Raw genomic sequence first — 22,263 nt, 5'->3', positions numbered from 1 at the left:
TGCATTCTGCAGAGCCTTTTTTCATGGAAGTTCGGGGGCTCCAGCGCGGCGCCGAGGCGCTGCCGAGTATGAGCGCTGGCAGGGCCTGCACCTGGTTACAATCTAAATGATAATCACTATTGATTAAGTCATTGCAAGGAATCTCGAAAGAGAGCTGAAACCCGACATGCCAACTAACACCAGTCCCCTGCACCAGGAGGTTGCCCGTCTCTATACCGAGCACCACGGCTGGTTGCACGGCTGGCTGCGAAGAAAACTTGGCGACGTGCATCAGGCGGGCGATCTGGCGCATGACACGTTCCTGCGCTTGCTGGCGCGTCAGGAGCCGGTATCGGCTCGCGAGCCCAAGGCCTTCCTGACCACGGTGGCGCAGCGCGTGCTTGCCAATCATTACCGTCGCCAGCAACTGGAGCGCGCCTATCTCGAGGCATTGGCTCAGTTGCCGCCGGTTCTGGCGCCATCCCCCGAGGAGCGGGCTTTGCTGCTTGAAGCGCTGGACGAAATCGACCGCATGCTTGATGGCCTTGCTGTGCCGGTACGCCAGGCTTTTCTGCTGTCCCAGCTCGATGGCATGAAGCAGGCCGAGATTGCCCAGGAACTGGGGATCTCGATCACCACGGTCAAGCGCTACCTGATGCAGGCCGGCATGCGCTGCTTTGCGGCGGTAGCCGCATGAACGAGCAGCGGCTTTCCTCTGCCGAAACGGAGATCTCTGCGCAGGGCTTGCCGGCAACGGCGCCAGAAGTCCCAGCAGACCTGGCCAGGCAGGCTGTCGAGTGGTGGTTTCAGTTGCAGGAGGAGCCGGACAGCACCCTGCTGCAGTCGCAGTGGCATGCCTGGCGTGCTCAGGACCCCTTGCACGAGCAGGCCTGGCAGCGCATCCAGGCCGTGCAGCAGCGCCTGCAAGGTCTCGGCGACACGCCGCTTGCTGCGCTGGCGAGGTCCGCATTGGTATCCATGCGTGGCGGAGATCGACGTCGTGCGGTGCAGGCCCTGCTACTGCTGGTGCTTGGCGGTGGCGCGGCCTGGCAGATGGAGGCACACCTGCCTTGGCGCAACTGGGTCGCCGATGTGCGTACGGCGCGTGGTGAGCGCCGCCGTTTGACCCTGCCAGACGGCACGCAACTGGTGCTGAACGGTGGCAGCGCGCTGGATATTGCCTTTGGCGCCACCGAGCGGCGGTTGCTGTTGCGGGCGGGTGATATCCATGTGGTGACTGCAGTAGATTCGCAGCAGCCAGCAAGGCCTCTGGTGGTGCAGACCGAGGCGGGCGAGATGTGGCCTCTGGGTACCCGCTTTACCGTGAACGTCGCCGAAGGACAGCGTAGTCTGGTCGCCGTCTATGAAGGGGCGGTGCGGCTGCGGCCACGGCTGCAGCCGCAGCAAGAGCGTGTGCTGCCGGCCGGGCAGCAGGCCTGGCTCGATATGCGAGGAGTGGCTGCTGCCGTGCCGGCATATGAGGAGCAGTCGGCCTGGATTGACGGCATGCTGGTGGCGCGCAATATGCGCCTGGATGCCGTGCTGCAGGCGCTGCAGCCCGCCACCACTGTTTCCCTGGTTTGCCATCCTGCGGTAGCGGGTCTCAAAGTCTCCGGGACTTACCCTCTGGATGACGTGCCGCGCATCATGGCCACGCTGGGCACCTTGCTGCAACTGCAAGTGCGCTCCATGCGCCGCTGGTGGGGAGGGCAGGAGCTGGCCATCGGCCCCATGGGGGCGCTTTAGGCTGGTTGCTGAGGCTGGCTTGCACGGATTCCTGCCATTTCAAAATAAATAGCGCTTTCCGATTGATATGCCTGTATTTCAGATTGAAAAGGTATTGAAATCTATACAGAACAGGCGGTAGGTGCTATTTATTTTGTTCTTTCACTGCCTGGAGCATTCAATGAGGGCCGGAGCCTGATCCCTGGTCTTTCCATTTTTTTTGTTCCAAGGTGGTCTGTTTTCGCGCTTCGCGGGACATGCAGGAAGAGGGCGGTTTCGCATCGCCCGGGCTGATCTGTTTCGTTGCCGGAACGGGTTGTGTATTCCTGTTTCTTGGGGCTGCGGCCCTTGACCTCCATGGCCTTTACTACGCCAACTTCCCCGGTATCGTTTGCTTCCTTGTCCTGTGTTTCAGGCGCCTCAGAGGGCGCAGGACTGGCTCCCACGGCCTCGGCTCGTGCCGTCCGCCTGCTGGCATGCACCCTGGCTGCTGCAGCATGGACGGGCATGCCGTCCCAGGCCATCGCCCAGAGCGGCGTGTCTGCAGGAGTTGCAGCCGAAGCCGGCAACGATGAGGTTCGTGACTATCGCATTCCCTCAGGCTCACTGGATGAGGTGCTGAATCGCTTTGGTCGTGAATCAGGCCTGTTGCTGTCGTTCACGCAGGACCAGGTCCAGGGCTTAAGCAGCCCCGGCGTGCACGAGCGTGCCACGGCGCAGCAGGCCCTCAATCGCCTGCTTGCCGGCACCGGCCTGGTGGCTCAGCGTTCGCCACAAGGTGCCTTGCTGCTGCGCAGGATTGGGCAGCCTGTATCGGACGGTGCAGCGGCATTGTCCGAAGTGACCGTAACCTCGAAATACGATGCGGCCATGAGCGGCTATGCGGCCAACGACCGCCCGACGGCCACCAAGCTGGGCAGCACGCTGATGGAAACACCGCGTTCCGTCTCCATCGTGAGCCAGGAGCAGATCAAGAACCAGGCGCCCAAGAGCATCGAGCAGGCACTGTCGTATACGGCCGGCGTCACCACGGAGGTGACGGGAGCCGACCTGCGCATGACGGGTGCCATCATTCGGGGATTCAGCGACGGCAGCTCCTACTACAAGGACGGGCTGCGCCAGTTTTCGGCCGGCACCTATGGGTCGTGGAACGATGAGATCGACGAACTCGAGAGCATCGAGGTCATCAAGGGACCGGCCTCGGTGCTCTTTGGGCAGGGGCGGCCCGGCGGAGTGATCAATGTGGTGTCCAAGAAGCCCGAAGCCGATCATGTCAACAGCGTCGGCATCTCCTACGGCCGATACCAGCGTGCCCAGCTGACGGCCGACCTGGGCGGCGCCCTGAGTGAAAGCGGTGATGTGCTGTATCGGCTCAACCTCAAGGGGCGCGACAGCAATAGTCGTACCGTGGGTTCGCGTGACGACCGCATCTCCATCGCTCCTTCGCTGCGCTGGAACCTGTCCGCCCAGACGCATCTGACTCTGCTCGGAAGCTACTCACGCGAGCGCGGCACGCCCAAGTCCTGGTGGCCCAGTCTGTTCACCTACCCCCAGATCAAGAACCTGTCATCCAGGCTGACCGCTGGTGATCCGGCATTTGACCGTTTCGACCGCAACACCAAGTCGATAGGCTATGAGTTCGGACACCTGACCGACAGCGGCTGGCAGCTCTCCCAGAACCTACGCTATTCCACCATCGATATCGACTACCGTCACATCTATGCCATGGACGTGCTGGCCGACGGCCACAGCATCTCGCGCGCCAATCTGGCCCAGCGCACCAAGGGCAAGACCCTGGCCATGGACAGCCGCGTGCAGAAAGACTTGCACTGGGGTGAGTTGCAGCACCGTCTGGCTTTCGGCCTGGACCATACGCGGTACAGGGAACGTGGCGGCCTGGGTTTTGGCTGGGACGTACCCGATCTGGATCTGAATGCTCCGCTATACGGCCAGTCCATCGCCATGCCCGAGCTGGAGGACAGCTACTCCAACCTGCGCCAGACCGGCATCTACACGCTTAACCAGCTGCAGTACGGGCGCTGGATTGCCAATCTGAGTCTGCGCCACGATACGGCCCGCACCACGCAGAACAGCATCACGCAGCCGCGTATCAGCGATAGCGACACAACGGGCAGCGCCGGCCTGCTCTACCAGTTCGAAAGCGGCTGGGCACCTTATGCGAGCTATGCCACCTCGTTCGATCCGACCACCGGCCTGGCTTATGACGGCAGCGCGTTTGTCCCGCGTCGCGGCAAGCAGTACGAGGTGGGCGTGAAGTATCAGCCCGCAGGCAGCAGCACGCTGATCACCGCTTCGGTCTTCGATCTGCGCCAGAGCAATGTGATCACGCAGGACCCGGCCCATCCGCGCTTCAGCATCCAGACCGGCGAAGTGCGCTCCACCGGCCTGGAGCTGGAAGCGCGCATCGGCCTGACGCGAGAACTCAGCAGCCTGTTGAGCTACACCTGGCTGGACCCTCGCACCACGCAAAGTACCCGCGCCGCCGAAGTGGGGCGCCAGACCCTGCAGACCACGCGCCATGCGGCCAGCATCTGGCTGGACTACCGCCCGCGCGCTTTCCCCGGTCTGATGCTGGCCGGCGGTGTGCGCTACAAAGGCCGTTCACCCTACAACGTGGCATCGGATGGCCGTCTGAACTTCAACGACGCGGTCACCGTGGCCGACCTGGCCGTGGCCTACGACACGCCCAGATACCGCATTGCACTGAACATCAACAACCTGTTCAACAAGACCTATTTCGCGGGCATCTTCCGTGGTGTCGACCGCGAGGCCAATCTGAGCGTCAAATACTATTGGTAAGCAAAAGTAGCAAGCATGCCATGGCGTGGCTGCTGCGGAGTCGGTACTTGCATCTGCAGCAGCGTCGGCGGACTGAATGCTTGCCGGTAACAGCGGCGCCGCAGATTGGCGAAGAAGCCGGTTGATGCATGTCACCCGGCTTCACTATGTTCTGATTTTTTGCACGTTTTCATCGGCGCAGGGCCATGGCGATGATAGGCTGACGCATTGCGCGCAACGGTTTGCGCGGTCTGTCAAACCACAGTTTTTGCCGCGCTGAAAGCACTGTTTCAGCAAAGTGCGGACGAGGTTTTCCGAGGGTAGTCCTGCACTCGCCCTTGGTGCGTAAGCGCCTCGAACTATCAAGATATTGCGTCGATTCGGGACGGGAGACATTGGTGTCGCGTGTATTAGCAACGGAAGCGGAAGTTTTGGCGCTGTCGCCGGATGCTGCGTCATCCAAGGCGGCCAAGGGACTGCAGTCCCTGAGCAAATGGCCGAACACAGGCAGCAATGATGCTGCGGTCTGGGGGGAATGCCAGGGCAGCGGCAGCAAGCCGTATCAGACTCAGGTCGATCTGAGTGGGCCGGCCTTCAAGTGCTCCTGCCCCAGCCGCAAGTTCCCCTGCAAGCACGGGCTGGCGCTGATGCTGCTGCGCGCAGGCGGCCAGGTGCCGGAGGGTGGCGAGCCCCCGGAATGGGTCAGCAACTGGCTGGGTGGTCGTCTGCAGAAAGCCGAGCAGAAAGAGGCCAAGGCGGCCGCCATTGCCGCTGCGCCAGTTGCGGATCAGGAAGCTCTGGCCAGACAGCAGGCCAAGCGCGAGGACAAGCGCTGGGACAAGGTTGCTGGCGGCATGCAGGAGCTGTCGCTATGGATGCAGGACATGGTGCGCACCGGCCTGGCCAATCAGGCCGGCGACAGCCAGGCGCGCCAGCACTGGAACACCATGGCGGCACGCATGGTGGATGCCCAGGCCACGGGCATGGCCGCGCGTATCAGGGAAGCCTGGGAGCTGGTGGACAGCCACCCGACCTGGCCGCGTGACCTGCTGGTGCAGCTTGGCCATTGGCAGCTGTTGGTGGATGCGGTGCAGAGGCGTGACTCGCTGAGCCCCGAGGTGAAGGCCGACGTCATGGCTGCCCTGGGCTGGCCCATGGACAAGGCCGAAGTGCAGGCCCGTGGCGAGACCATCAGCGACGATTGGCGGGTGCTGGGTCAGCGCCTGATCGAGCGCGAGGGTCGCCTGCTGGAGCGCCGCGTCTGGCTGCAGGGCCTCAATACCGGGCGCACGGCACTGCTGCTGGACTATGCCCAGGGCGGGCGCGGGTTCGAGACGGCCTGGGTGAGCGGCGGCGCTTACCGCACAGCCTTGAGCTTCTACCCTGGCAGGGCGAGCCTGCGAGCGGCTGCGGTCAATGGGGTTGAAGCACTCGACAGCTGCGATGCCGCTGCCCTGACGGTCAAGGCTTTGGGTGAGCCGTTGCAGCAACTGGGCGAGCGCATTGCCGCCAATGTGCTGCAGCCGGTGCAGCCGCTGTGGTGCGCGAATGCCCAACTGCTGTATGTAGAGGGACAATGGCTGGTGAGCTGGCCCACAGGACAGAGCCAGGCGGCGCCCGTGCCTGCGGTGATTGCCGATGACGAAGCCTGGCGGCTGCTGGCGCTGAGCGGCGGCACGCCTCTGGCCCTGTTTGGCGAGTGGGAGTCCGGGCCGCAACTGGGGCGCTGGCGCTTGCTCAGCGCTTGGCAGCAGGATGCTCAAAGCCAGGCCCTGTCCCCCATCTGGCAGAACCAAGGAGAGATGCGATGAGCAGCGCCAATTTATGGGCTGCGCTGCAGCAGTCAAGTCTGGTCGGCGCGGACAGGCTGGCCGTGCCTGCGGTGTTGACCGCGCAGGTCGATGCCGCAGCCAGCCCCGGTTTGCAAGCCATGCAAGCCGCCTGGCTGCAGCCGGCTGCATCAACGGCCGCACAGCTGCTGAGGGCCAGCGCCGTCGCTGCCGTCCTGGAGCGGGCGGGCTGGCAGCCCGGTGCGCAGGTCAGGCTCGGTGCGCCTTTGAGCTCTCCGGCATTGCCTGCCGACGAGTCTCGCCGCGGGCCCGAGGATGAGCGCTTGCACGGCCTGATGCGTGATGTGCTGCAGCATGGGCCGGAGAACATGCTGGCTCCGATGTTCCATGCCCTCGATCAGGCTGGGCAGCGCTTGCCTTACGCGCTCCTGGTCGATGCTTTGAACGAAGGCCGTCGCTCGGTGGAGCTGCGTGCCTGGCTGACGCCGGTGCTGGGCGAGCGAGGACGCTGGCTGGCCGGGCTCAACCCGCAATGGAGCTATGCCAGCGGCGTGCAGGAGACGGCCAATGCCGAGCTGATCTGGCAGGAGGGCTCCATCGAGCAGCGCGTGGCACTGCTGCACAGCGAACGTGAGACCGATGCCGACCAGGCGCGTGCCAGACTGGAAGCCAGCTTGAAGGAACTCAATGCCAAGGAGCGTGCGCCCATGGTGCTGGCCCTGGGCGTGGGCTTGTCCATGGCGGACGAGCCGCTGCTGGAAAAGCTGCTGACCGATCGCAGCAAGGAGGTCCGCGAGAACGCGGCCCGTCTGCTGTCGCGTCTGCCGCAAAGCGCGCACAGCCTGCGCATCCTGGGCTGGCTGCAGTCCATGCTGAGCCGCAATGCCAAGGGGGAATGGCAGATCGAGCCGCCCGAGGAGGGCAGCAAGGACTGGGAGCGTGACGGCATTGCACTGCAGCCGCCGGCCTATATCAAGGGCGTGAAAGCCTGGTGGCTGCAGCAGATGGTGGAGCTTGCGCCCATCGATTTCTGGCTGCTGACCCTGGAGATGACGCCCGAGCAGCTCTGGGACTGGAGCCGCCGCAGCGACTGGAAGACCGCTTTGCGCCAGGGTTGGCTGGCGGCACTGCGCGATCAGCCCGATGTGCGCTGGATTGCGCTGCTGCAGACCATGGAGCGCGATTCACGAGCCCAGGCGTTGCTGTCGGCCCTGCTGGACCGGTTGAGCCAGCAGGAGCGCGAGGCGCTGTGGCAGACGCAGTTGCAGCAGGCCAAGGGCAGCCTGGTGGACCGCATCAACACTATCGAGAGCAGCATGCCGGTGGTTGGCGTGTTTTCTCAATCCATGTCTGAGCCCTTGATGGACGCACTGGACAAGGCGCTGGGCGGCAAGCAGGCCACAGGCAGCTGGCATAGCTGGCAGGCCGATCAGGCCGTGCTGGCCTGCGCGCGCCGCCTGCATCCGGCCGTTTTGCCGCGCTTTGTGCGGCTCTGGCGTCAGCCTGAGCCAGCGCCGGAAGCGACCATGCCGGAGCAGGCCGCTGAGGCGCCGTCGCGGCTGGCCGGACTCTGGCAAAAACTGGTGTCCAAAGTGTCCGATGCCACCGAAGAGGCGGCGCAAAACGGTCTGACCCCCGAACAGCAGGCGCGGCTGGAGCGCGCCCGTCTGCGCCCCTGGGATGACGAGCGCGTGCTCGAGCAACTCAACCGTATCGTCGATCTGCGCCTGGCCCTGCATGCCGCACTGGGCGCCTAAGCCTTCGAATTTTTCTGCATTCAACCCGAAAGTCATCATGAGCCAAGTACTACGTCAGCACGCCGAGGCGCAATTTGCCGAAGAACTCGATGCCCTGCAGAAGGTGGACGACCGTCCGCGCCCGCCCAACTGGAAGCTCTCGCCCTGGGCCGTGCTCCAGTATCTGATGGGTGGCAAGCTCAGCAACGGGTTTGAGCTCAGCCCCAAGTACATCGGCAATCCGCGCCTGATGGAGATTGCCGTGTCCACGCTGGCCACCGACCGTGCCTTGCTGCTGTACGGCGTGCCCGGCACGGCCAAGTCCTGGGTCTCCGAGCATCTGTCTGCGGCCGTGAGCGGCGATTCGACCATGCTGATTCAGGGCACGGCCGGCACCAGCGAGGAGCAGTTGCGCTATGGCTGGAACTATGCCCAGTTGCTGGCCCACGGCCCGTCCGAGAAAGCGCTGATTCCCAGCCCGCTGGTCAACGCCATGAAGCTGGGCAAGATCGCGCGCATCGAGGAGCTCACACGTATTCCCGCCGATGTGCAGGACACGCTGATCACCGTGCTGTCCGAAAAGACGCTGCCCGTGCCGGAGCTGTCCATGGAGTTCCAGGCCGTGCAGGGCTTTTCGGTCATTGCCACGGCCAATAACCGCGACAAAGGCGTCAACGAGTTGTCGAGCGCGCTGAAGCGCCGCTTCAACACCGTGGTGCTGCCTGTGCCCGCCTCGCAGGATGAGGAGGTGCAGATCGTCACCAAGCGCGTGGCCGAGCAGGGGCGGGCGCTGCAGCTGCCAACCGAGCCGCCTGCGCTGCAGGAGGTGCGCCGTGTGGTGCAGATCTTCCGCGAGTTGCGCCAAGGCCAGACCGAGGACGGCAAGACCGTGCGCGTGAAGTCGCCCAGCTCCACGCTGTCCACGGCGGAGGCCATCTCGGTCATCAATAGCGGCATGGCGCTGGCCGGCCATTTCGGCGATGGCGTGCTGCGCGCGGCCGATGTGGCCTCGGGCCTGCTGGGAGCCGTGATCAAGGACCCGGTGCAGGACACGGTGGTGTGGAAGGAATATCTGGAGACCGTGGTCAAGGAGCGTAGCGACTGGAAGGATCTGTACCGCGCCTGCCGCGAGCAGATCTGACGTACTTCTCGGGGCTTTCCCATTCTTTTTTCATGTGACTGCTGATCGAGCCCATGGCCACTTCCGCTGACAACGTCCATTTCTTCGGCATACGCCATCACGGCCCGGGCTGCGCTCGCAGTCTGCTGCAGGCGCTTGAGGCCTTGCAGCCCGATTGCTTGCTGGTGGAAGGCCCGCCCGAGGGGGAGGCGCTGCTGCCCATGCTGCAAAGCGCCGAGCTGCGCCCGCCCGTGGCCATGCTGGTCTATATGCAGGACGAGCCCAGCCAGGCCGCGTTCTATCCGTTTGCCGAGTTCTCACCCGAATGGCAGGCATTGCAGTGGGCCAGTCGCCAGGGTGTTGCCACGCGTTTTATCGACCTGCCGCAGACCCATGGCATGGCCATCGAGTTTGCACGACGCGAAGCGCTGAAGAAGGCGGCGCAGGAAGCCGTTGAAGCCGATGAAGCAGCGCAGCCAGCGGATACCGAGGACGGAGCAAGCGATGCGGGGCAGGAGCCGGATGCGGCACCGGCCGAGGCACTTGCCGATATGCAGGATGGCGACGCGCATGAGCCGCCTCAAGAGGTTCCGGCAAACGCTGCCCGGCATCTGCACCGCGATCCGCTGGACTGGCTGGCCCATGCCGCAGGCTTTGACGATGGCGAGAGCTGGTGGAACCGTCTGGTCGAGGAGCGCGGCGACAGCGAAGCACTGTTTGAAAGCATTGGCGAGGTGATGACGGCTGCTCGCGAAGAACTGTCCAAGGACGGCGAACATTGGCGCGGCGAGGAATACATGAAGCGCGAAGCACTGCGCGAAGCCCATATGCGCCAGTGCATTCGCGAGGCGAGCAAGGCCGGTCACCAGCGCATTGCCGTGGTCTGCGGTGCCTGGCATGTGCCGGCGCTCAGGGCCAGCGTGACGGCCAAGGTCGACAGCGCCCTGCTCAAGGGCCTGCCCAAGGCCAAGGTGCTCGCTACCTGGGCCCCCTGGACTTATCGAAACCTGGCCAGCAGCAGTGGCTATGGCGCGGGTGTGACTTCTCCGGGCTGGTATCAGCATCTGTGGCAGTGCTATCAGTCGTCCCCTGGTTTAGAGTCAAATCAGCCTCAAACGCTTGATGGTGAAGCGCAAGCAGCTATCAAAAACGTGGTTTCTCCGGCCACGCTGCGTACGGCGGGCTGGCTCACGCGCGTGGCCCATCTGCTGCGCGACAAGGACCTGGACTGCTCCAGCGCCCACATCATCGAGGCCACGCGGCTGTCCGAGAGTCTGGCGGCGCTGCGCGGCCAGCCCGTGCCCGGCCTGGACGAAATCAACGAGGCCATCGTCACCGTGATCTGCATGGGCGAGGACGCACCGCTCAGGTTGATCGACGAGGAACTGACCGTCGGTCATGTGCTGGGCCAGGTGCCTGCCGATGTTCCTCAGGTGCCGCTGCAGCGTGATATCGAGCAGCAGCAGAAGTCGCTGCGTCTCAAGCCCGAGGCGGCAAGCAAGCTGCTGGCGCTGGATTTGCGCAAGGACACGGATCTGGCGCGCAGCCATTTTCTGCACCGTCTGCGCTTGCTCGGCATTGACTGGGGCGTGCGCGCCACCGATGCCCAGCGCAACCGGGGCACCTTCCGCGAAAGCTGGCAGCTGCAGTGGGAGCCCGAGCTGGCGGTGCGCATCATCGAGGCCAGCGTGCATGGCGCGACCGTGGCTCAGGCCGCTACGGCCAAGCTGCGCTCCAGCCTGACGCCCGAGACCTCGCTGCCCGAAATCGCGCAGGCCATCGACGATGCGTTGCTGGCCGATTTGCCGCAGCTGGTCGAAGCCCTGATCGCCACGCTGGCCCAGCGTGCAGCTACTACGGGCGATGTGGCCCAGCTGCTGCAGGCCTTGCCGCCGCTGGCCAATGTCTATCGCTATGGCAGCGTGCGCCAGACGGATACGGCCCTGCTGGCGGGCGTGATCGATTCGCTGGTGCTGCGCGCCGCCATCGGCCTGCCTGTTGCCTGCATGGCCATGGATGAGGATGCTGCAGCCGCCATGAAGACCAAGGTGCTGGCAGCCCACGAGGCCCTGCGGCTGCGCACCAGCGACGGCGAGGCGCAACAGGCGGTGGATGCCTGGCGCCTGGCGCTGCGCAGCCTGGCCATGGGGGATGCCGCAGCGGCACTGCTGCGCGGCATGGCCTGCCGTTTGCTGCTGGACGAGCAGTTGCTGGAAAGCGCTGAAATCGTGCGCCAGTTCAACCGCAATCTTTCGCTGGGCGCGGCGCCCATGGATGTGGCCGCCTGGCTGGACGGTTTCCTGAACCAGCAGGCGCTGGTGTTGCTGCATGACGAGTCCATCTGGGGTGCTGTCGATGCCTGGCTCAGCGGTCTGGGCGAGGTGCAGTTTGCCCAGATTCTGCCGCTGGTGCGGCGCAGCTTCTCGACCTTCAGCAATCACGAGCGGCAAAGCCTGGGCGACAAGGTCAAGCGAACGCCTATGGGAGGCGTTGCGGCACCTAGTCCTGCCGTAGGTGCTGCGGACGATGCCGCGCCCTGGGATGAGTCGCGTGCCTTGCTGGCCTTGCCCGTGCTCAATGAGTTGCTGGGCTTGAATCTGCCACAGGCGCTGATGGGGAAAGCCCAGGCAGCTACCGAATTTGATGCGGCTGCGGCCAAGGTGTGACGATGAAGCAAACAGCAAACTTGGCGACCGAGCCCCAACAGGAATCCGAAGAGCTGCAGCCCACCACGAGGATACAGCGCTGGCGCATGGTGCTGGGAAGCCCCGCTGACGCCAGTTGCGGCGGTGTGACGGGCCGCTTGCAGGAGATGGACCAGGCGCTGGCCGCCTTGTATGAGGAAGACAGCAAGCTGTCATCGCGCAAGGGCGGACGCGGCAACTCCTCGCCTTCGGTATCGCGCTGGCTGGGCGATATCCGCAAATACTTTCCGAGCCAGGTCGTGCAGGTCATGCAGCGCGATGCCATGGAGCGCCTGAATCTGCGCGAGCTGCTGCTGCAGCCCGAGATGCTGGAGAACGTGCAGCCCGATGTGCATCTGGTGGCGGATCTGATTTCGCTGGGCTCGGTGATTCCGCAGAACACCAAGGCCACGGCGCGGCTGGTGGTGCGCAAGGTGGTGGACGAGCTGATGAAAAAGCTCGAGGAGCCCATGCGCAGTGCCGTGGCCGGGGCACTGGACCGTAGCCAGCGCAACCGACGCCCGCGCCATGCCGAAATCGACTGGAATCGCACCATACGCGCCAACCTGCGCCATTGGCAGCCCGAATACAAGACCATTGTTCCGGAGACGCTGATTGGCTATGGGCGCAAGGCGCGCCGCCCGCAGCGCGAGGTGATCCTGTGCATTGACCAGAGTGGCTCCATGGCCAACTCGGTGGTCTATTCCAGCATCTTTGGTGCGGTGATGGCCAGTCTGCCGGCCGTGGCCACCAAGCTGGTGGTGTTTGATACGGCCGTGGTCGACCTGACGGAAAAACTCGACGATCCTGTCGATGTGCTGTTTGGCGTACAGCTGGGCGGTGGCACCGATATCAATGGTGCGGTCGGCTATTGCCAGGGGTTGATCAGCGAGCCGCGCAACAGCATTCTGGTGCTGATCTCCGACCTTTACGAAGGCGGTGTGGAGTCGGGCCTGCTGCGCCGCGCCAACGAGCTGGTGGAAGCCGGCGTGCAGTTCATCACGCTGCTGGCGCTCAGCGACGAGGGAGCTCCGGCCTATGACGCGGAACTGGCGGCCAAGCTGGCGGCACTGGGCGTGCCCTCGTTTGCCTGCACTCCCGACGCCTTTCCGCAGCTCATGGCAGCGGCCATTCGCCGTGACGATGTGGCCGCCTGGGCGGCGACACAGGGCTTCAAGACCAGCAAATAGGAAGACGGCCGGAAGAAGACTGCTTGCTCGGGCTCAGTCCGGCAGAGCGACGCCGAGTTTGGCCAGCCTGGCGACCATCACATCACGGCGGCGTGCGGCCTTGGCAGCGGTTTCGCTGACCGTTGCAATGGTCTTGGGGCCTTTGCCTGCAGCGGCCTTGACCAGTTCCGCCTTCTTGGCGGCCTCTGCGGCAAGTTTGCGGTAGCTGGCAATCAGTTCGGCATGGGCGATGGCTTGAGTCACAGGGTTTCCGTTCGATAAGGGCGCTCATTGTCGCTGCAAAGCCAGTGCCGCGGCGAACGCGCAGCTGATTGGCAATTTCCTGTCGCAATCGTGGCACGGTTTGCAGGCATGATGGCGATTTTGCAAACCACCAGGAGAAGCGATGGCAGGTGCCGGCCTTTTGATGTTGCTAGACGATATTGCTAGCTTGCTGGACGACGTGGCCTTGATGACCAAGACTGCGGCAGGCAAGAGCACGGCGATTCTGGACGATGTGGCTACCCAGACCAAGGTGGCGGTGCAGAAGACGGCCGGCGTGCTGGGCGACGATCTGGCACTCAATGCCGAGCAGGTCACGGGAGTGAAGGCCAACCGGGAGCTGCCTGTGGTCTGGGCGGTGGCCAAGGGCTCGCTGCTGAACAAGGCTATCCTGGTGCCTGCCGCGCTGTTGATCAGCGCTTTTGTGCCCTGGTTGATCACGCCTTTGTTGATGGTAGGTGGCGCTTTTCTGTGCTTCGAAGGCGTGGAGAAGATCCTGGATCTGTTTCACAAGCACCAAAAGCATGATGCGCATGATGCCGTGGTGGATGCCGAGGAAGCGGCCCATCAAGGTGTTGCACCTTCATCGGTGCGCGCCGCGCGTGAGAAGCAGATGGATCCGATGGAGTACGAGAAGCAGAAAGTCAAAGGCGCTGTGCGCACGGACTTTATCTTGTCGGCCGAAATCATGGCGATTGCACTGGGTACGGTAGCCACCAAGCCCATCTGGGAGCAGGCTGCGGTGCTGGTGGCAGTGGCCCTGGCCATCACCATGTTCGTCTACGGACTGGTGGCCGGCATTGTGCGCATGGACGATGTGGGTGGTGACCTGATGAGGCGCAGCAACCGCGCAGCCCAGGCCGTCGGTCGTGGCCTGATCGCCTTCACTCCCTGGCTGATGCGCGGGCTGTCGATTGTCGGCACGGCAGCCATGTTCATGGTGGGCGGCAGCCTGCTGGTGCACGGCATAGGGCCGATTGAACACTGGGTGCAGCAGGTGATCGTCCCCATGGGCGGAATTGTCGCGGCATTGGGCACGGTGCTGGTGCATGTGCTGGTGGGGGCTGCCATCGGCGGGGTTGTCGTTATCTGTCTGGCGCTCTGGCGCAAGCTGCGTCCGGCCAAGGTCACGCACCAGTAGCGCATCTAGCATTGCCGGCAGTGCAGAGGTTTGCGCTGCATCAGCATTCAAGACTGGCGTGGCCGAAGGGCAACGCCGGTCTTTTTCTTTGAGGTGTTGGTCTGCGGGTTGACGTGGAACAAAGCTGCCAGGCAGTGGCTTTGTTTCAATCACTACCAAGGAAGGCGAACAAGCTTTCTGCCCATCTCTTCAAGGAAAAGCTCATGAAAAAAACTCTGATCGCGATTGCCGCTGCTGCCAGCGCCCTCACTGCCGGTACCGCTTTTGCCCAGTCTTCGTTTGACGGCTCCAGCTCCTGGATGGTCCGGGCGCGTGCCGTGCATCTGAACAGCGAAAACGGCGGCCCCGCAGGTGATGCCGGCGTCAGCATCAACAACAAATGGATGCCCGAGCTGGATGTTTCGTACTTCTTCACGCCCAATATCGCCGCCGAGCTGATTCTGACCTTTCCGCAGAAGCACGATGTACGCCTGAATGGCGACAAGATCGGCACGCTCAAGCATCTGCCTCCCACCTTGCTGGCGCAGTACCACTTCACCAACCTCGGTGCCTTCAAGCCTTACGTGGGTGCAGGTGTCAACTACACACGCTTCTCGAATGTGAGCATTCTCGATGGCGCCGTGACCGTGAAGAAGAACAGCGTCGGTGGCGCGCTGCAGATCGGCTTTGACTATGCGCTGGACAAGAACTGGTCGCTGAACTTCGACGTCAAGAAGGTCTATCTGGGCACCAAGGTTACGGGAGCCGGCGTGTTCCAGGACACCAAGTTCAAGGTCGACCCATGGCTGGTCGGCGTGGGCGTGGGCTATCGCTTCTGATAGTTTCACGGCAAAGAGTGTTCTCATCTGCGGCCTTCTTCCCGCAGGTGAGGCACGCACCGCAGGCTCTGTGGTGCATCGGGGTCAGCAGGCCGACATGGTCTGATGGCTCCGGAGGCTAGGGTGTATGTTTAATCGGTGTTCCGCGAGTGCGGGATACCGATTTTTTTTGGTGAGCTCCAGGATCAGTATTGGCTTTGTCAGCATTGCTGCAGGCACATGCAGTAAAAGTATCGCTGGCTTCAGTCCTACTTGCGCCTGTCGTCGACAGCGCTAGGCTTTAGGGCCCAAAGCAGTCTTGGCAGTGATGGCGCGGGCAATGGCTGTATCGCGCGATCGACTCATCAGGAGAATCAGCATGCGCGCGATACCGGACAGGCAGGCAGCATCCATCGAGTCTTTGTCTCGCGCAGGGCGCATTCCATTGCCTCTGGCCTCCTTGCTCCTGCCCGCAGAGCCTTGCACAGCCCCGCAGATGCCGCTGTGTGAAGAGCTGGCACAAGGGCTGATGCAGCGGCAGGCACAGATTTCCCCCAAATTCCTATATGACGCGCGCGGCTGCGCCTTGTTCGAGCAGATAACCGAGCTACCCGAGTACTACCCCACAAGAACCGAGGCTGCCATCATGGCCCGGTACGATCTGGAGATCGCCCAGGCTATGGAAGGCTGCCAGGTGCTGATAGAGCTGGGCGCGGGCAATTGCGAAAAGGTGCGACGCCTGTGCCGCAGCGTGGGGCCGCAGCAATTTCTGGGGGTGGATATTGCGGTCGAGTTCCTGCAGGCCGCGGTGGCCAGGCTGGAGCAGGACTTTCCTCGACTGAGGGCGCGTGCGGTTGCGGCGGATTTCACGGGGGACTGGCATTTGCCGCCGGGCGTGCCGAAGGCGCGGCGTGAGCTGTTCTATCCGGGCTCTTCGATCGGTAACTTCGACACCCAGCAGGCGCTGCATATGCTGCGGCACATGCATTCGCTCGTAGAGGGTGACGGCGGGCTGCTGATCGGTATCGATCTGCCCAAACCGGTTCCGGTCTTGCTGGCTGCCTACGATGATGAACAGGGCGTTACCGCCGAGTTCAACCTGAATGTGCTCAATCATGCAAACCGTCTGCTGGGCAGTGACTTCAATCTTCAGGATTGGGCGCATGAGGCGCGCTTCGACAGCCGGAACTCTCGCATAGAGATGCATTTGCGCGCCCGTCGCCCCGTCATGGTTTGCTGGCCTCAAGGTGTGCGTTACTTTGCCCAGGGCGAGACCGTCCACACGGAGAACAGCTACAAGTATCCTCTGTCTGATTTTCTCTCCATGCTGGCGCATGCGGGCTTTTCCGCTCCCCAGGTCTGGACCGATGAACAGCAATGGTTTGCCGTCATTCATGCACGTGCCTGAAGCCATGGTTCAGCCCCTTTTCGTCTCGTCCGAGGCAATGGACTGGACGGCGCTGGCGCTTCAGTTCGAGCGGGTGAGAGCCTGTACGCAAAAGCTGGCAGCGCCACTGTCCGCCGAAGATGCCTGCGTGCAATCCATGCCCGATGCCAGTCCCGCCAAATGGCATCTGGCCCATACCAGCTGGTTTTTTGAAACCTTTGTACTGGCTGCGCATCAGCAGGGGCATCAGGTTTTCGATGCCAGCTATCGCATGCTGTTCAACTCCTACTACCAGCAGGTGGGGGCACGGCATCCGCGAGCCCAGCGGGGCTTGTTGAGCAGGCCGTCCCTGGCGCAGATCATGACTTATCGCGCCGTGGTGGATGAGCAGATGCTGGCGCTGATGGCGGCCATGAAAGAGAGAAAGCCTGCGACGCAGCAGGCGGTGGCCCAGCTCATCACGTTGGGCCTGCAGCACGAGCAGCAGCATCAGGAGCTGCTGCTCACCGACATCAAGCATTTGCTTTCCTGCCACCCGCTTTGGCCTGCTTATGCAGCGGACTCACCGGCCGAGACGGATTCCGGGCCGGCCCATGCAGACCTCACATGGCAGCCGGTGGAGGCCGGCATCTACCGCATAGGCTATGGCGATGGCGATTTCGCCTTTGACAATGAGATGCCCAGGCACAGCGTCTATGTGCAGACTGCACAGATTGCATCGAGGCCGGTGAACAATGGCGAGTTTCTGCGCTTTGTGCTGGATGGCGGCTACCGCCAGCCGCAATGGTGGCTGGCCGAGGGCTGGGACTGGTGCCAGGCCCAGCAACTGAGCCACCCCTGCTACTGGAGGGATGCCGAAGGCCATGCAGGTGACGGGGGCTGGCAGGAGTTCAGCCTCTATGGCGTGAGGGCTCTGCACGCGCTGCGGCCTGTCTGTCATATCTCCTATTTCGAGGCCGATGCCTATGCGCGCTGGGCTGGTGCACGCCTGCCGACGGAGATGGAGTGGGAGGTGGCCATGGGCCTGCATGAATGGCCTGTATCCCGGCCCGGCCTGCATCCCGAGGCGTCGGCTGGCTGTCAGGGATCGGGAATCGGCCAGGTCTGGGAGTGGACGCAGTCATCCTATGCCGCCTACCCGGGCTTTCGGGTGGCCGAGGGCGCTGTGGGGGAGTACAACGGCAAGTTCATGGTCAACCAGTACGTGCTGCGCGGAGGCTCCTGCCTCACGCCTGCCGGCCATGCGCGGCTGACCTACCGCAATTTCTTTCCTGCAACGGCTCGCTGGCAGATGACGGGACTGCGCCTAGCGCGCGATGTGTGAAGTCGCGCGCCAGAGTGGGAAGCCGCTTCAGACCTGTTCCAGCGCCTGGTTCAGATCGGCCAGCAGATCGTCAATATGCTCGATGCCCACCGACAGGCGCACCATGCCTTCGGTGACGCCGGCCTTGGCCAGCTCATCGGCATCCAGCTGGCGGTGGGTGGTTGAGGCAGGGTGGGTCGCCAGCGACTTGGCATCGCCGATATTGACCAGGCGCGTGAACAGCTGCAGCGCATCCAGGAAACGCGCACCGGCCGCACGGCCTTCGTTGCCCTTGAGGCTGAAGGAGAGAATGCCCGAAGCACGGCCACCGGACTGCTTTTGCACGATGGCGTGATCGGGGTGGTCCTTGAGTCCGGCATAGCGCACCCATTCCACTTTCGGGTGTTGCAGCAGGGTTTCGGCAATCTTCTGCGTGTTTTCGCAGATGCGGTCCATGCGCAGAGCCAGGGTTTCAATGCCTTGCAGGATCTGGAAGGCGTTCTGCGGCGAAATGGCTGCACCCATATTGCGCAGCGGTACGACGCGGGCGCGGCCAATAAAGGCGGCGGGGCCCAGTGCTTCGGTGTAGACCACGCCGTGATAGCTGACGTCGGGCTCGTTGAGGCGCTTGAAGCGCGCCTTGTGCTCGGCCCAGGGGAACTTGCCGCTGTCCACGATCGCCCCGCCCACGCTGGTGCCGTGGCCGCCCAGGTACTTGGTCAGCGAGTGCACCACGATGTCTGCGCCATGTTCGAACGGCCGCAGCAGATAGGGCGAAGATACGGTGTTGTCGACAATCAGCGGAACGCCATGTCGGTGTGCCACGTCGGCCAGCGCACGGATATCGGTCACGTTGCCCAGCGGATTGCCGATGGATTCGATGAATACCGCCTTGGTCCTGGCGTCGATCAGCTTGCCGAAGCTTGCCGGATCGCGTGGATCGGCAAAGCGCACCTCGATGCCTTGCTGCGGAAAGGTGTGGGCAAACAGGTTGTAGGTGCCGCCATAGAGCGTGCTGGCCGACACGATGTTGTCACCCGCTTCGGCCAGAGTCTGGATCGCGGCGGTGATGGCGGCCATGCCCGATGCCAGTGCGAGTGCGGCAATGCCGCCTTCGAGTGCCGCGACGCGCTTTTCCAGCACGTCGGTGGTGGGGTTCATGATGCGCGTGTAGATATTGCCCGGGACCTTCAGATCAAACAGGTCGGCACCATGCTGGGCACTGTCAAACGCGTAGGCTACCGTCTGGTAGATGGGAACGGCCGCAGCCTTGGTGGTGGGATCTGGGGAATAGCCGGCATGTACGGCCAGTGTCTCTAAGCGCATATATGTGTCTCTTTGGCAAGTTATTCGAAGGCCGCAGCCCGGGCTTTGGCATCATTGATTATGGGCAGGTCGTCGACTCAGGAGAACGACCTAATGGCTATGTGCTTATGCCGCAGTGAAAGCCGGAGATACTTCTCTCCGGAGAATGGTTGACGTTGAATTCACAGTTTCCTGCGCGGAGAACCTAAATTGGGCCAGCCTGCAGATTTGTACTTTGCCTTGATCGCGCCGGCTTGCGTGATGCTGTTCGGGCTTGCCTTGCTGGCTTGCTGGTATGTGCAGCGCCGACAGCCGCGTGCCTTGTTTCTGCTCTGGCTGGTGGGCGGCTATGTGCTGCTCGCGACGGCTCTGGCTGCGCAAAGCCTGATGAGCAATGCGCAGCTGAGCCAGTTTGCCATGGTCACGGCATGTCTGTATCTGCTCGGTACCTGGTCGCTGGCGCAAGGCGTTTCCCTTAGGCTGGGGTCTGCGGGGGCGAGTGTGCCCGGCGGTATTCTGATCGCTGTCGTCGCCCTGTCCGTACTGTTCTACTTTTCGCGGATCGAGAATAACTTGTGGGTCCGCGTGCAATGTCTGGCTCTGGCGATGGCGCTGCAGCTGACCCTGGCCATACCGGCCTTTCTCAGAGCCGATTCCTCAAAGGACTGGCTGGAGCGCGGAGTGCGCTGGGCCTATGGGCTCAATGTCTGCAATGCCTTATTCCGGCCGGCTGCCGTCAGTTTGCTGCCTGTGCACGAAGTGCAGGAGCTGACCCGGTCCGGATACTGGCTGCTTACCCAGGCCATAGCGCTTCTGTTTGCAATGTGGTTTGCCGTAGGACTGCTGGCCTGTTCGGTCAGGGATGTGATGACGACATTGCGCGAAGAGCGCAACCGGGACTCCTTGACGCGCCTGCTCAATCGTCGTGCTTTCATGGAGGCCGCAGAGTCGCGCCTGGCCGATCAGCGGCTGGTGCCCTGGGCCGTGGTCGCCGTGGACATCGATCATTTCAAGTACATCAACGACAACTGGGGCCATGCGGCCGGCGATCAGGTGCTGCAGCAGCTGGCACAGCTGCTGACTCAGCAGGTCAGAGACTGTGACCTGGTTGCCCGCTTCGGCGGAGAGGAGTTCGTCTTGCTGCTCTCGCGAGTACAGCTGTTCGAAGCACAAGCCATTGTGGAGCGTGTGCGTGAGCGCTTGCAAAGCCATGAGCTCGGAGGGCTGCCTGCGCAACTGAGGGTGACAGCCAGCTTTGGCATTGCTGCACTCAGTTCCGCGCAGGATTTCGAGCAGGCACTGGCTCAGGCCGATGCGCTGCTCTACCAGGCCAAGAAGGCCGGGCGGGATTGCGTCATTAGCTCTGCGCAAGACGAGAGCCAGCCGCAATGGAAAATGATTGCCTGAGTTCCGCCTTCAGGCCCGGATCCCATGGCACCTTGCCTTCAGGATTCGGCTAGCGATCCGAGGCCCGAAACTTCAGGACCTCGGACTTCTGGGGGCGCGCCTTGGAAGGACGGGGAGGGTGCGTTCCCAGGCGGGCAGGTGCGCATAGATCACGGCCGGGGCATGGGCGTCATTGGCGGCATAGCGTCGCTGGGCCGGGCTGAGTTCTGCGGCGGCCCAGTTGGAGGTGGTGGTGCGCTTGGACTTGCGAAAGCTCTGCTGGAGTACCAGCGCTGCGGCGGCACGCACACCCACCGATGGGCCATAGCCGAGCCGCTTGAAGCGGCTGTCCAGATCCTGAATGTTGATCAGCGGCGCTCCCAGCCTGCGGGGCAGGGAGTGTTTATCGTTATCGAGCCCGAAGCCGACCTTGCAGATATGTTCTGCAGCCAGCACCATGCGCGACACTTCCAGAGCCATGGGTCTGTGCAGCTGCAGCAGCCAGACCTGGCTGGCCGTGGCGAGCTGCACTAGATGAGGGCCGTTATCCTGCTGGCCGATATTGAAGATGGGTTTGCTTTCCGTGTCAAAGCCGAGCACAGGCTCGGCATTCATGGCCTTGAAGGCGGCTTCAAATTCGGCTTCGGACTGTGGAAGGTGGATTGCATGTTCGGGCAATTCCAGAAATGGGGGGAGCAGGGCACTTTCGTCCTTGCTGGGAGCAATCAATCGGGGCATGCCGGTGATTACACACCAGCTTGGTGCTTATCCCCAGAACATGTGGTCTGGCCTGTGGGTAAATATCGGAATAAATGCGCAAAGCCTTGACTGGCAAGGCTTTGCCTGGGTTGCCTAAAAAATAGGCGGTCGATTCAGCGACGCTGAAACACGGGCCTGCGCTTTTGCAAGAAGGCAGTCACGCCTTCGAGGCTGTTGCTGGAGCGTGCGCAGGCCAGCATGGCTTCGCGCTCGGCACCCAGTTGCTGCTGAAGATCCTGTCGATGTGCCGAATCACAGAGATTCTTGATGCCCGCCAGGGAGTTGGTGGGGCCGCCGGCAAGTTCCTCGGCCAGCGCGGTTGCCGCTTCCAGCAGCTGTTCGGGCTCGTGCAGCTCGTCGATCAGGCCCATGCGCAGACAGTCCTCGGCGGCGATGGCGCGGTTGCTCATCAGAATGTATTTGGCCTTGGCTGCACCTGCACGGTGAGTGAGATAGCCCGATACCCCCAGATCGGGGCTCAGGCCGATGGCCGAATAGCCTCCGCGCAAGAACATGTGACGGCTGGCCAATACCAGGTCCGCACACAGCGCGAGCCCGATGCCGCCGCCGCCGACAGGGCCTTGAACGGCGCTGATGACTGGCAACGGCAGGCTGGCCAGCTGATGCATGACAGGATTGAGTACATCCAGCATGGCTCCGATCAGCGGTGCCAGCCGCTCGCGATGTTCGTCAAACTCGCTGATGTCACCTCCGACGCAGAACTGTTTGCCGCTTGCGGAAATGAGCAGGGCACCGATATCCGCATTCCAGGCCTGCTCCACCACCGCCTTCAGGTCGTGTGCCATGGCTGTGCTGATCACGTTGCCCCGCTCGGGCTGGTTCAGGACCAGATGACCTACGCCGTTGCGAACTTCCCAGAGAACCAGATCTAACATCAGGC

General features: G+C 62.9%; 17 protein-coding genes. 13 read left to right on the top strand and 4 right to left on the bottom strand.

The annotated features are described in order from the left end of the window. Positions 1-166 precede the first annotated feature (166 nt). The 8 genes from F3J24_RS21410 (at position 167) to F3J24_RS21375 (ending at position 13,023) form a co-directional block, all read left to right on the top strand. Positions 167-676: a sigma-70 family RNA polymerase sigma factor gene (locus F3J24_RS21410; RefSeq protein WP_167010451.1), complete on the top strand. Its 510-nt coding sequence runs from the start codon at positions 167-169 to the stop codon at positions 674-676. Then, positions 673-1,725, top strand: a complete 1,053-nt coding sequence (locus F3J24_RS21405) for a FecR domain-containing protein (protein ID WP_167010449.1) — start codon at positions 673-675, stop codon at positions 1,723-1,725. The genes F3J24_RS21410 and F3J24_RS21405 overlap by 4 nt, the downstream gene beginning before the upstream one ends. Before the next feature lie 486 nt (positions 1,726-2,211). Beyond that, the gene (locus F3J24_RS21400) at positions 2,212-4,524 is read left to right on the top strand and encodes a TonB-dependent siderophore receptor (protein ID WP_167010518.1); all 2,313 of its coding nucleotides are present in this window, start codon (positions 2,212-2,214) and stop codon (positions 4,522-4,524) included. A 410-nt stretch (positions 4,525-4,934) separates the two neighbouring features. Then, positions 4,935-6,314: an SWIM zinc finger family protein gene (locus F3J24_RS21395; protein ID WP_167010516.1), complete on the top strand. Its 1,380-nt coding sequence runs from the start codon at positions 4,935-4,937 to the stop codon at positions 6,312-6,314. Further along, positions 6,311-8,050 (top strand): DUF5691 domain-containing protein, encoded by a 1,740-nt coding sequence (locus F3J24_RS21390; protein WP_167010447.1) that lies wholly within the window; start codon positions 6,311-6,313, stop codon positions 8,048-8,050. The genes F3J24_RS21395 and F3J24_RS21390 overlap by 4 nt, the downstream gene beginning before the upstream one ends. 37 nt (positions 8,051-8,087) lie before the next feature. Further along, positions 8,088-9,170 (top strand): AAA family ATPase, encoded by a 1,083-nt coding sequence (locus F3J24_RS21385; RefSeq protein ID WP_167010445.1) that lies wholly within the window; start codon positions 8,088-8,090, stop codon positions 9,168-9,170. Between the two features lie 53 nt (positions 9,171-9,223). Then, the gene (locus F3J24_RS21380) at positions 9,224-11,815 is read left to right on the top strand and encodes a DUF5682 family protein (RefSeq protein ID WP_167010443.1); all 2,592 of its coding nucleotides are present in this window, start codon (positions 9,224-9,226) and stop codon (positions 11,813-11,815) included. 2 nt (positions 11,816-11,817) lie between these two features. Beyond that, entirely contained in the window at positions 11,818-13,023 is a 1,206-nt protein-coding gene (locus tag F3J24_RS21375) for a VWA domain-containing protein (protein ID WP_167010441.1), read from the top strand. 33 nt (positions 13,024-13,056) lie between these two features. On the opposite strand, the gene F3J24_RS21370 is transcribed toward F3J24_RS21375, so the two are convergent. Beyond that, a complete protein-coding gene (locus tag F3J24_RS21370) occupies positions 13,057-13,266 on the bottom strand; it encodes a hypothetical protein (protein ID WP_167010439.1) in 210 nt (69 codons plus the stop codon). A 142-nt stretch (positions 13,267-13,408) separates the two neighbouring features. On the opposite strand from F3J24_RS21370, the gene F3J24_RS21365 reads away from it, so the two are divergent. The 4 genes from F3J24_RS21365 (at position 13,409) to egtB (ending at position 17,933) form a co-directional block, all read left to right on the top strand. After that, the gene (locus tag F3J24_RS21365) at positions 13,409-14,425 is read left to right on the top strand and encodes a DUF808 domain-containing protein (RefSeq protein ID WP_167010437.1); all 1,017 of its coding nucleotides are present in this window, start codon (positions 13,409-13,411) and stop codon (positions 14,423-14,425) included. 203 nt (positions 14,426-14,628) lie between these two features. Then, on the top strand, positions 14,629-15,243 hold the full coding sequence (locus tag F3J24_RS21360; RefSeq protein ID WP_167010435.1) for an OmpW family protein: 615 nt from the start codon (positions 14,629-14,631) through the stop codon (positions 15,241-15,243). 475 nt (positions 15,244-15,718) lie between these two features. Continuing rightward, positions 15,719-16,630 (top strand): L-histidine N(alpha)-methyltransferase, encoded by a 912-nt coding sequence (gene egtD / locus F3J24_RS21355; protein ID WP_167010514.1) that lies wholly within the window; start codon positions 15,719-15,721, stop codon positions 16,628-16,630. Between the two features lie 4 nt (positions 16,631-16,634). After that, positions 16,635-17,933 (top strand): ergothioneine biosynthesis protein EgtB, encoded by a 1,299-nt coding sequence (gene egtB, locus F3J24_RS21350; RefSeq protein WP_167010433.1) that lies wholly within the window; start codon positions 16,635-16,637, stop codon positions 17,931-17,933. 27 nt (positions 17,934-17,960) lie between these two features. On the opposite strand, the gene F3J24_RS21345 is transcribed toward egtB, so the two are convergent. Further along, on the bottom strand, positions 17,961-19,238 hold the full coding sequence (locus F3J24_RS21345; RefSeq protein WP_167010431.1) for an O-acetylhomoserine aminocarboxypropyltransferase/cysteine synthase family protein: 1,278 nt from the start codon (positions 19,236-19,238) through the stop codon (positions 17,961-17,963). A gap of 189 nt (positions 19,239-19,427) precedes the next feature. Here F3J24_RS21345 and F3J24_RS21340 point away from each other — a divergent pair, with 189 nt between their 5' ends. Then, positions 19,428-20,624 (top strand): diguanylate cyclase, encoded by a 1,197-nt coding sequence (locus F3J24_RS21340; RefSeq protein ID WP_167010429.1) that lies wholly within the window; start codon positions 19,428-19,430, stop codon positions 20,622-20,624. Between the two features lie 72 nt (positions 20,625-20,696). On the opposite strand, the gene F3J24_RS21335 is transcribed toward F3J24_RS21340, so the two are convergent. Together F3J24_RS21335 and F3J24_RS21330 are read right to left on the bottom strand one after the other, a co-directional pair. Beyond that, positions 20,697-21,341: a 3'-5' exonuclease gene (locus F3J24_RS21335; RefSeq protein WP_205244884.1), complete on the bottom strand. Its 645-nt coding sequence runs from the start codon at positions 21,339-21,341 to the stop codon at positions 20,697-20,699. Positions 21,342-21,475: 134 nt separating this feature from the next. Then, positions 21,476-22,258: an enoyl-CoA hydratase/isomerase family protein gene (locus F3J24_RS21330; protein ID WP_167010427.1), complete on the bottom strand. Its 783-nt coding sequence runs from the start codon at positions 22,256-22,258 to the stop codon at positions 21,476-21,478. Between the last annotated feature and the right edge of the window lie 5 nt (positions 22,259-22,263).

Origin of the sequence: Comamonas sp. Tr-654, assembly GCF_011752915.1 — a bacterium.
Taxonomy (GTDB): domain Bacteria; phylum Pseudomonadota; class Gammaproteobacteria; order Burkholderiales; family Burkholderiaceae_C; genus Comamonas.
The sequence above is the reverse complement of the archived record's forward strand: the minus strand, read 5'-3'. Positions and strand labels throughout refer to the sequence as shown.

Bases quoted from the DNA above. Each gene is read 5' to 3' on its own strand.
- F3J24_RS21385 (WP_167010445.1), top strand. From the start codon at position 8,088: ATGAGCCAAGTACTACGTCAGCACGCCGAGGCGCAATTTGCCGAAGAA.
- egtD (WP_167010514.1), top strand. From the start codon at position 15,719: ATGCCGCTGTGTGAAGAGCTGGCACAAGGGCTGATGCAGCGGCAGGCA.
- F3J24_RS21360 (WP_167010435.1), top strand. From the start codon at position 14,629: ATGAAAAAAACTCTGATCGCGATTGCCGCTGCTGCCAGCGCCCTCACT.
- F3J24_RS21330 (WP_167010427.1), bottom strand. From the start codon at position 22,258: ATGTTAGATCTGGTTCTCTGGGAAGTTCGCAACGGCGTAGGTCATCTG.
- F3J24_RS21375 (WP_167010441.1), top strand. From the start codon at position 11,818: ATGAAGCAAACAGCAAACTTGGCGACCGAGCCCCAACAGGAATCCGAA.
- F3J24_RS21390 (WP_167010447.1), top strand. From the start codon at position 6,311: ATGAGCAGCGCCAATTTATGGGCTGCGCTGCAGCAGTCAAGTCTGGTC.
- F3J24_RS21405 (WP_167010449.1), top strand. From the start codon at position 673: ATGAACGAGCAGCGGCTTTCCTCTGCCGAAACGGAGATCTCTGCGCAG.
- F3J24_RS21335 (WP_205244884.1), bottom strand. From the start codon at position 21,341: ATGCCCCGATTGATTGCTCCCAGCAAGGACGAAAGTGCCCTGCTCCCC.
- F3J24_RS21380 (WP_167010443.1), top strand. From the start codon at position 9,224: ATGGCCACTTCCGCTGACAACGTCCATTTCTTCGGCATACGCCATCAC.
- F3J24_RS21400 (WP_167010518.1), top strand. From the start codon at position 2,212: ATGCCGTCCCAGGCCATCGCCCAGAGCGGCGTGTCTGCAGGAGTTGCA.
- F3J24_RS21365 (WP_167010437.1), top strand. From the start codon at position 13,409: ATGGCAGGTGCCGGCCTTTTGATGTTGCTAGACGATATTGCTAGCTTG.
- F3J24_RS21410 (WP_167010451.1), top strand. From the start codon at position 167: ATGCCAACTAACACCAGTCCCCTGCACCAGGAGGTTGCCCGTCTCTAT.
- egtB (WP_167010433.1), top strand. From the start codon at position 16,635: ATGGTTCAGCCCCTTTTCGTCTCGTCCGAGGCAATGGACTGGACGGCG.
- F3J24_RS21345 (WP_167010431.1), bottom strand. From the start codon at position 19,238: ATGCGCTTAGAGACACTGGCCGTACATGCCGGCTATTCCCCAGATCCC.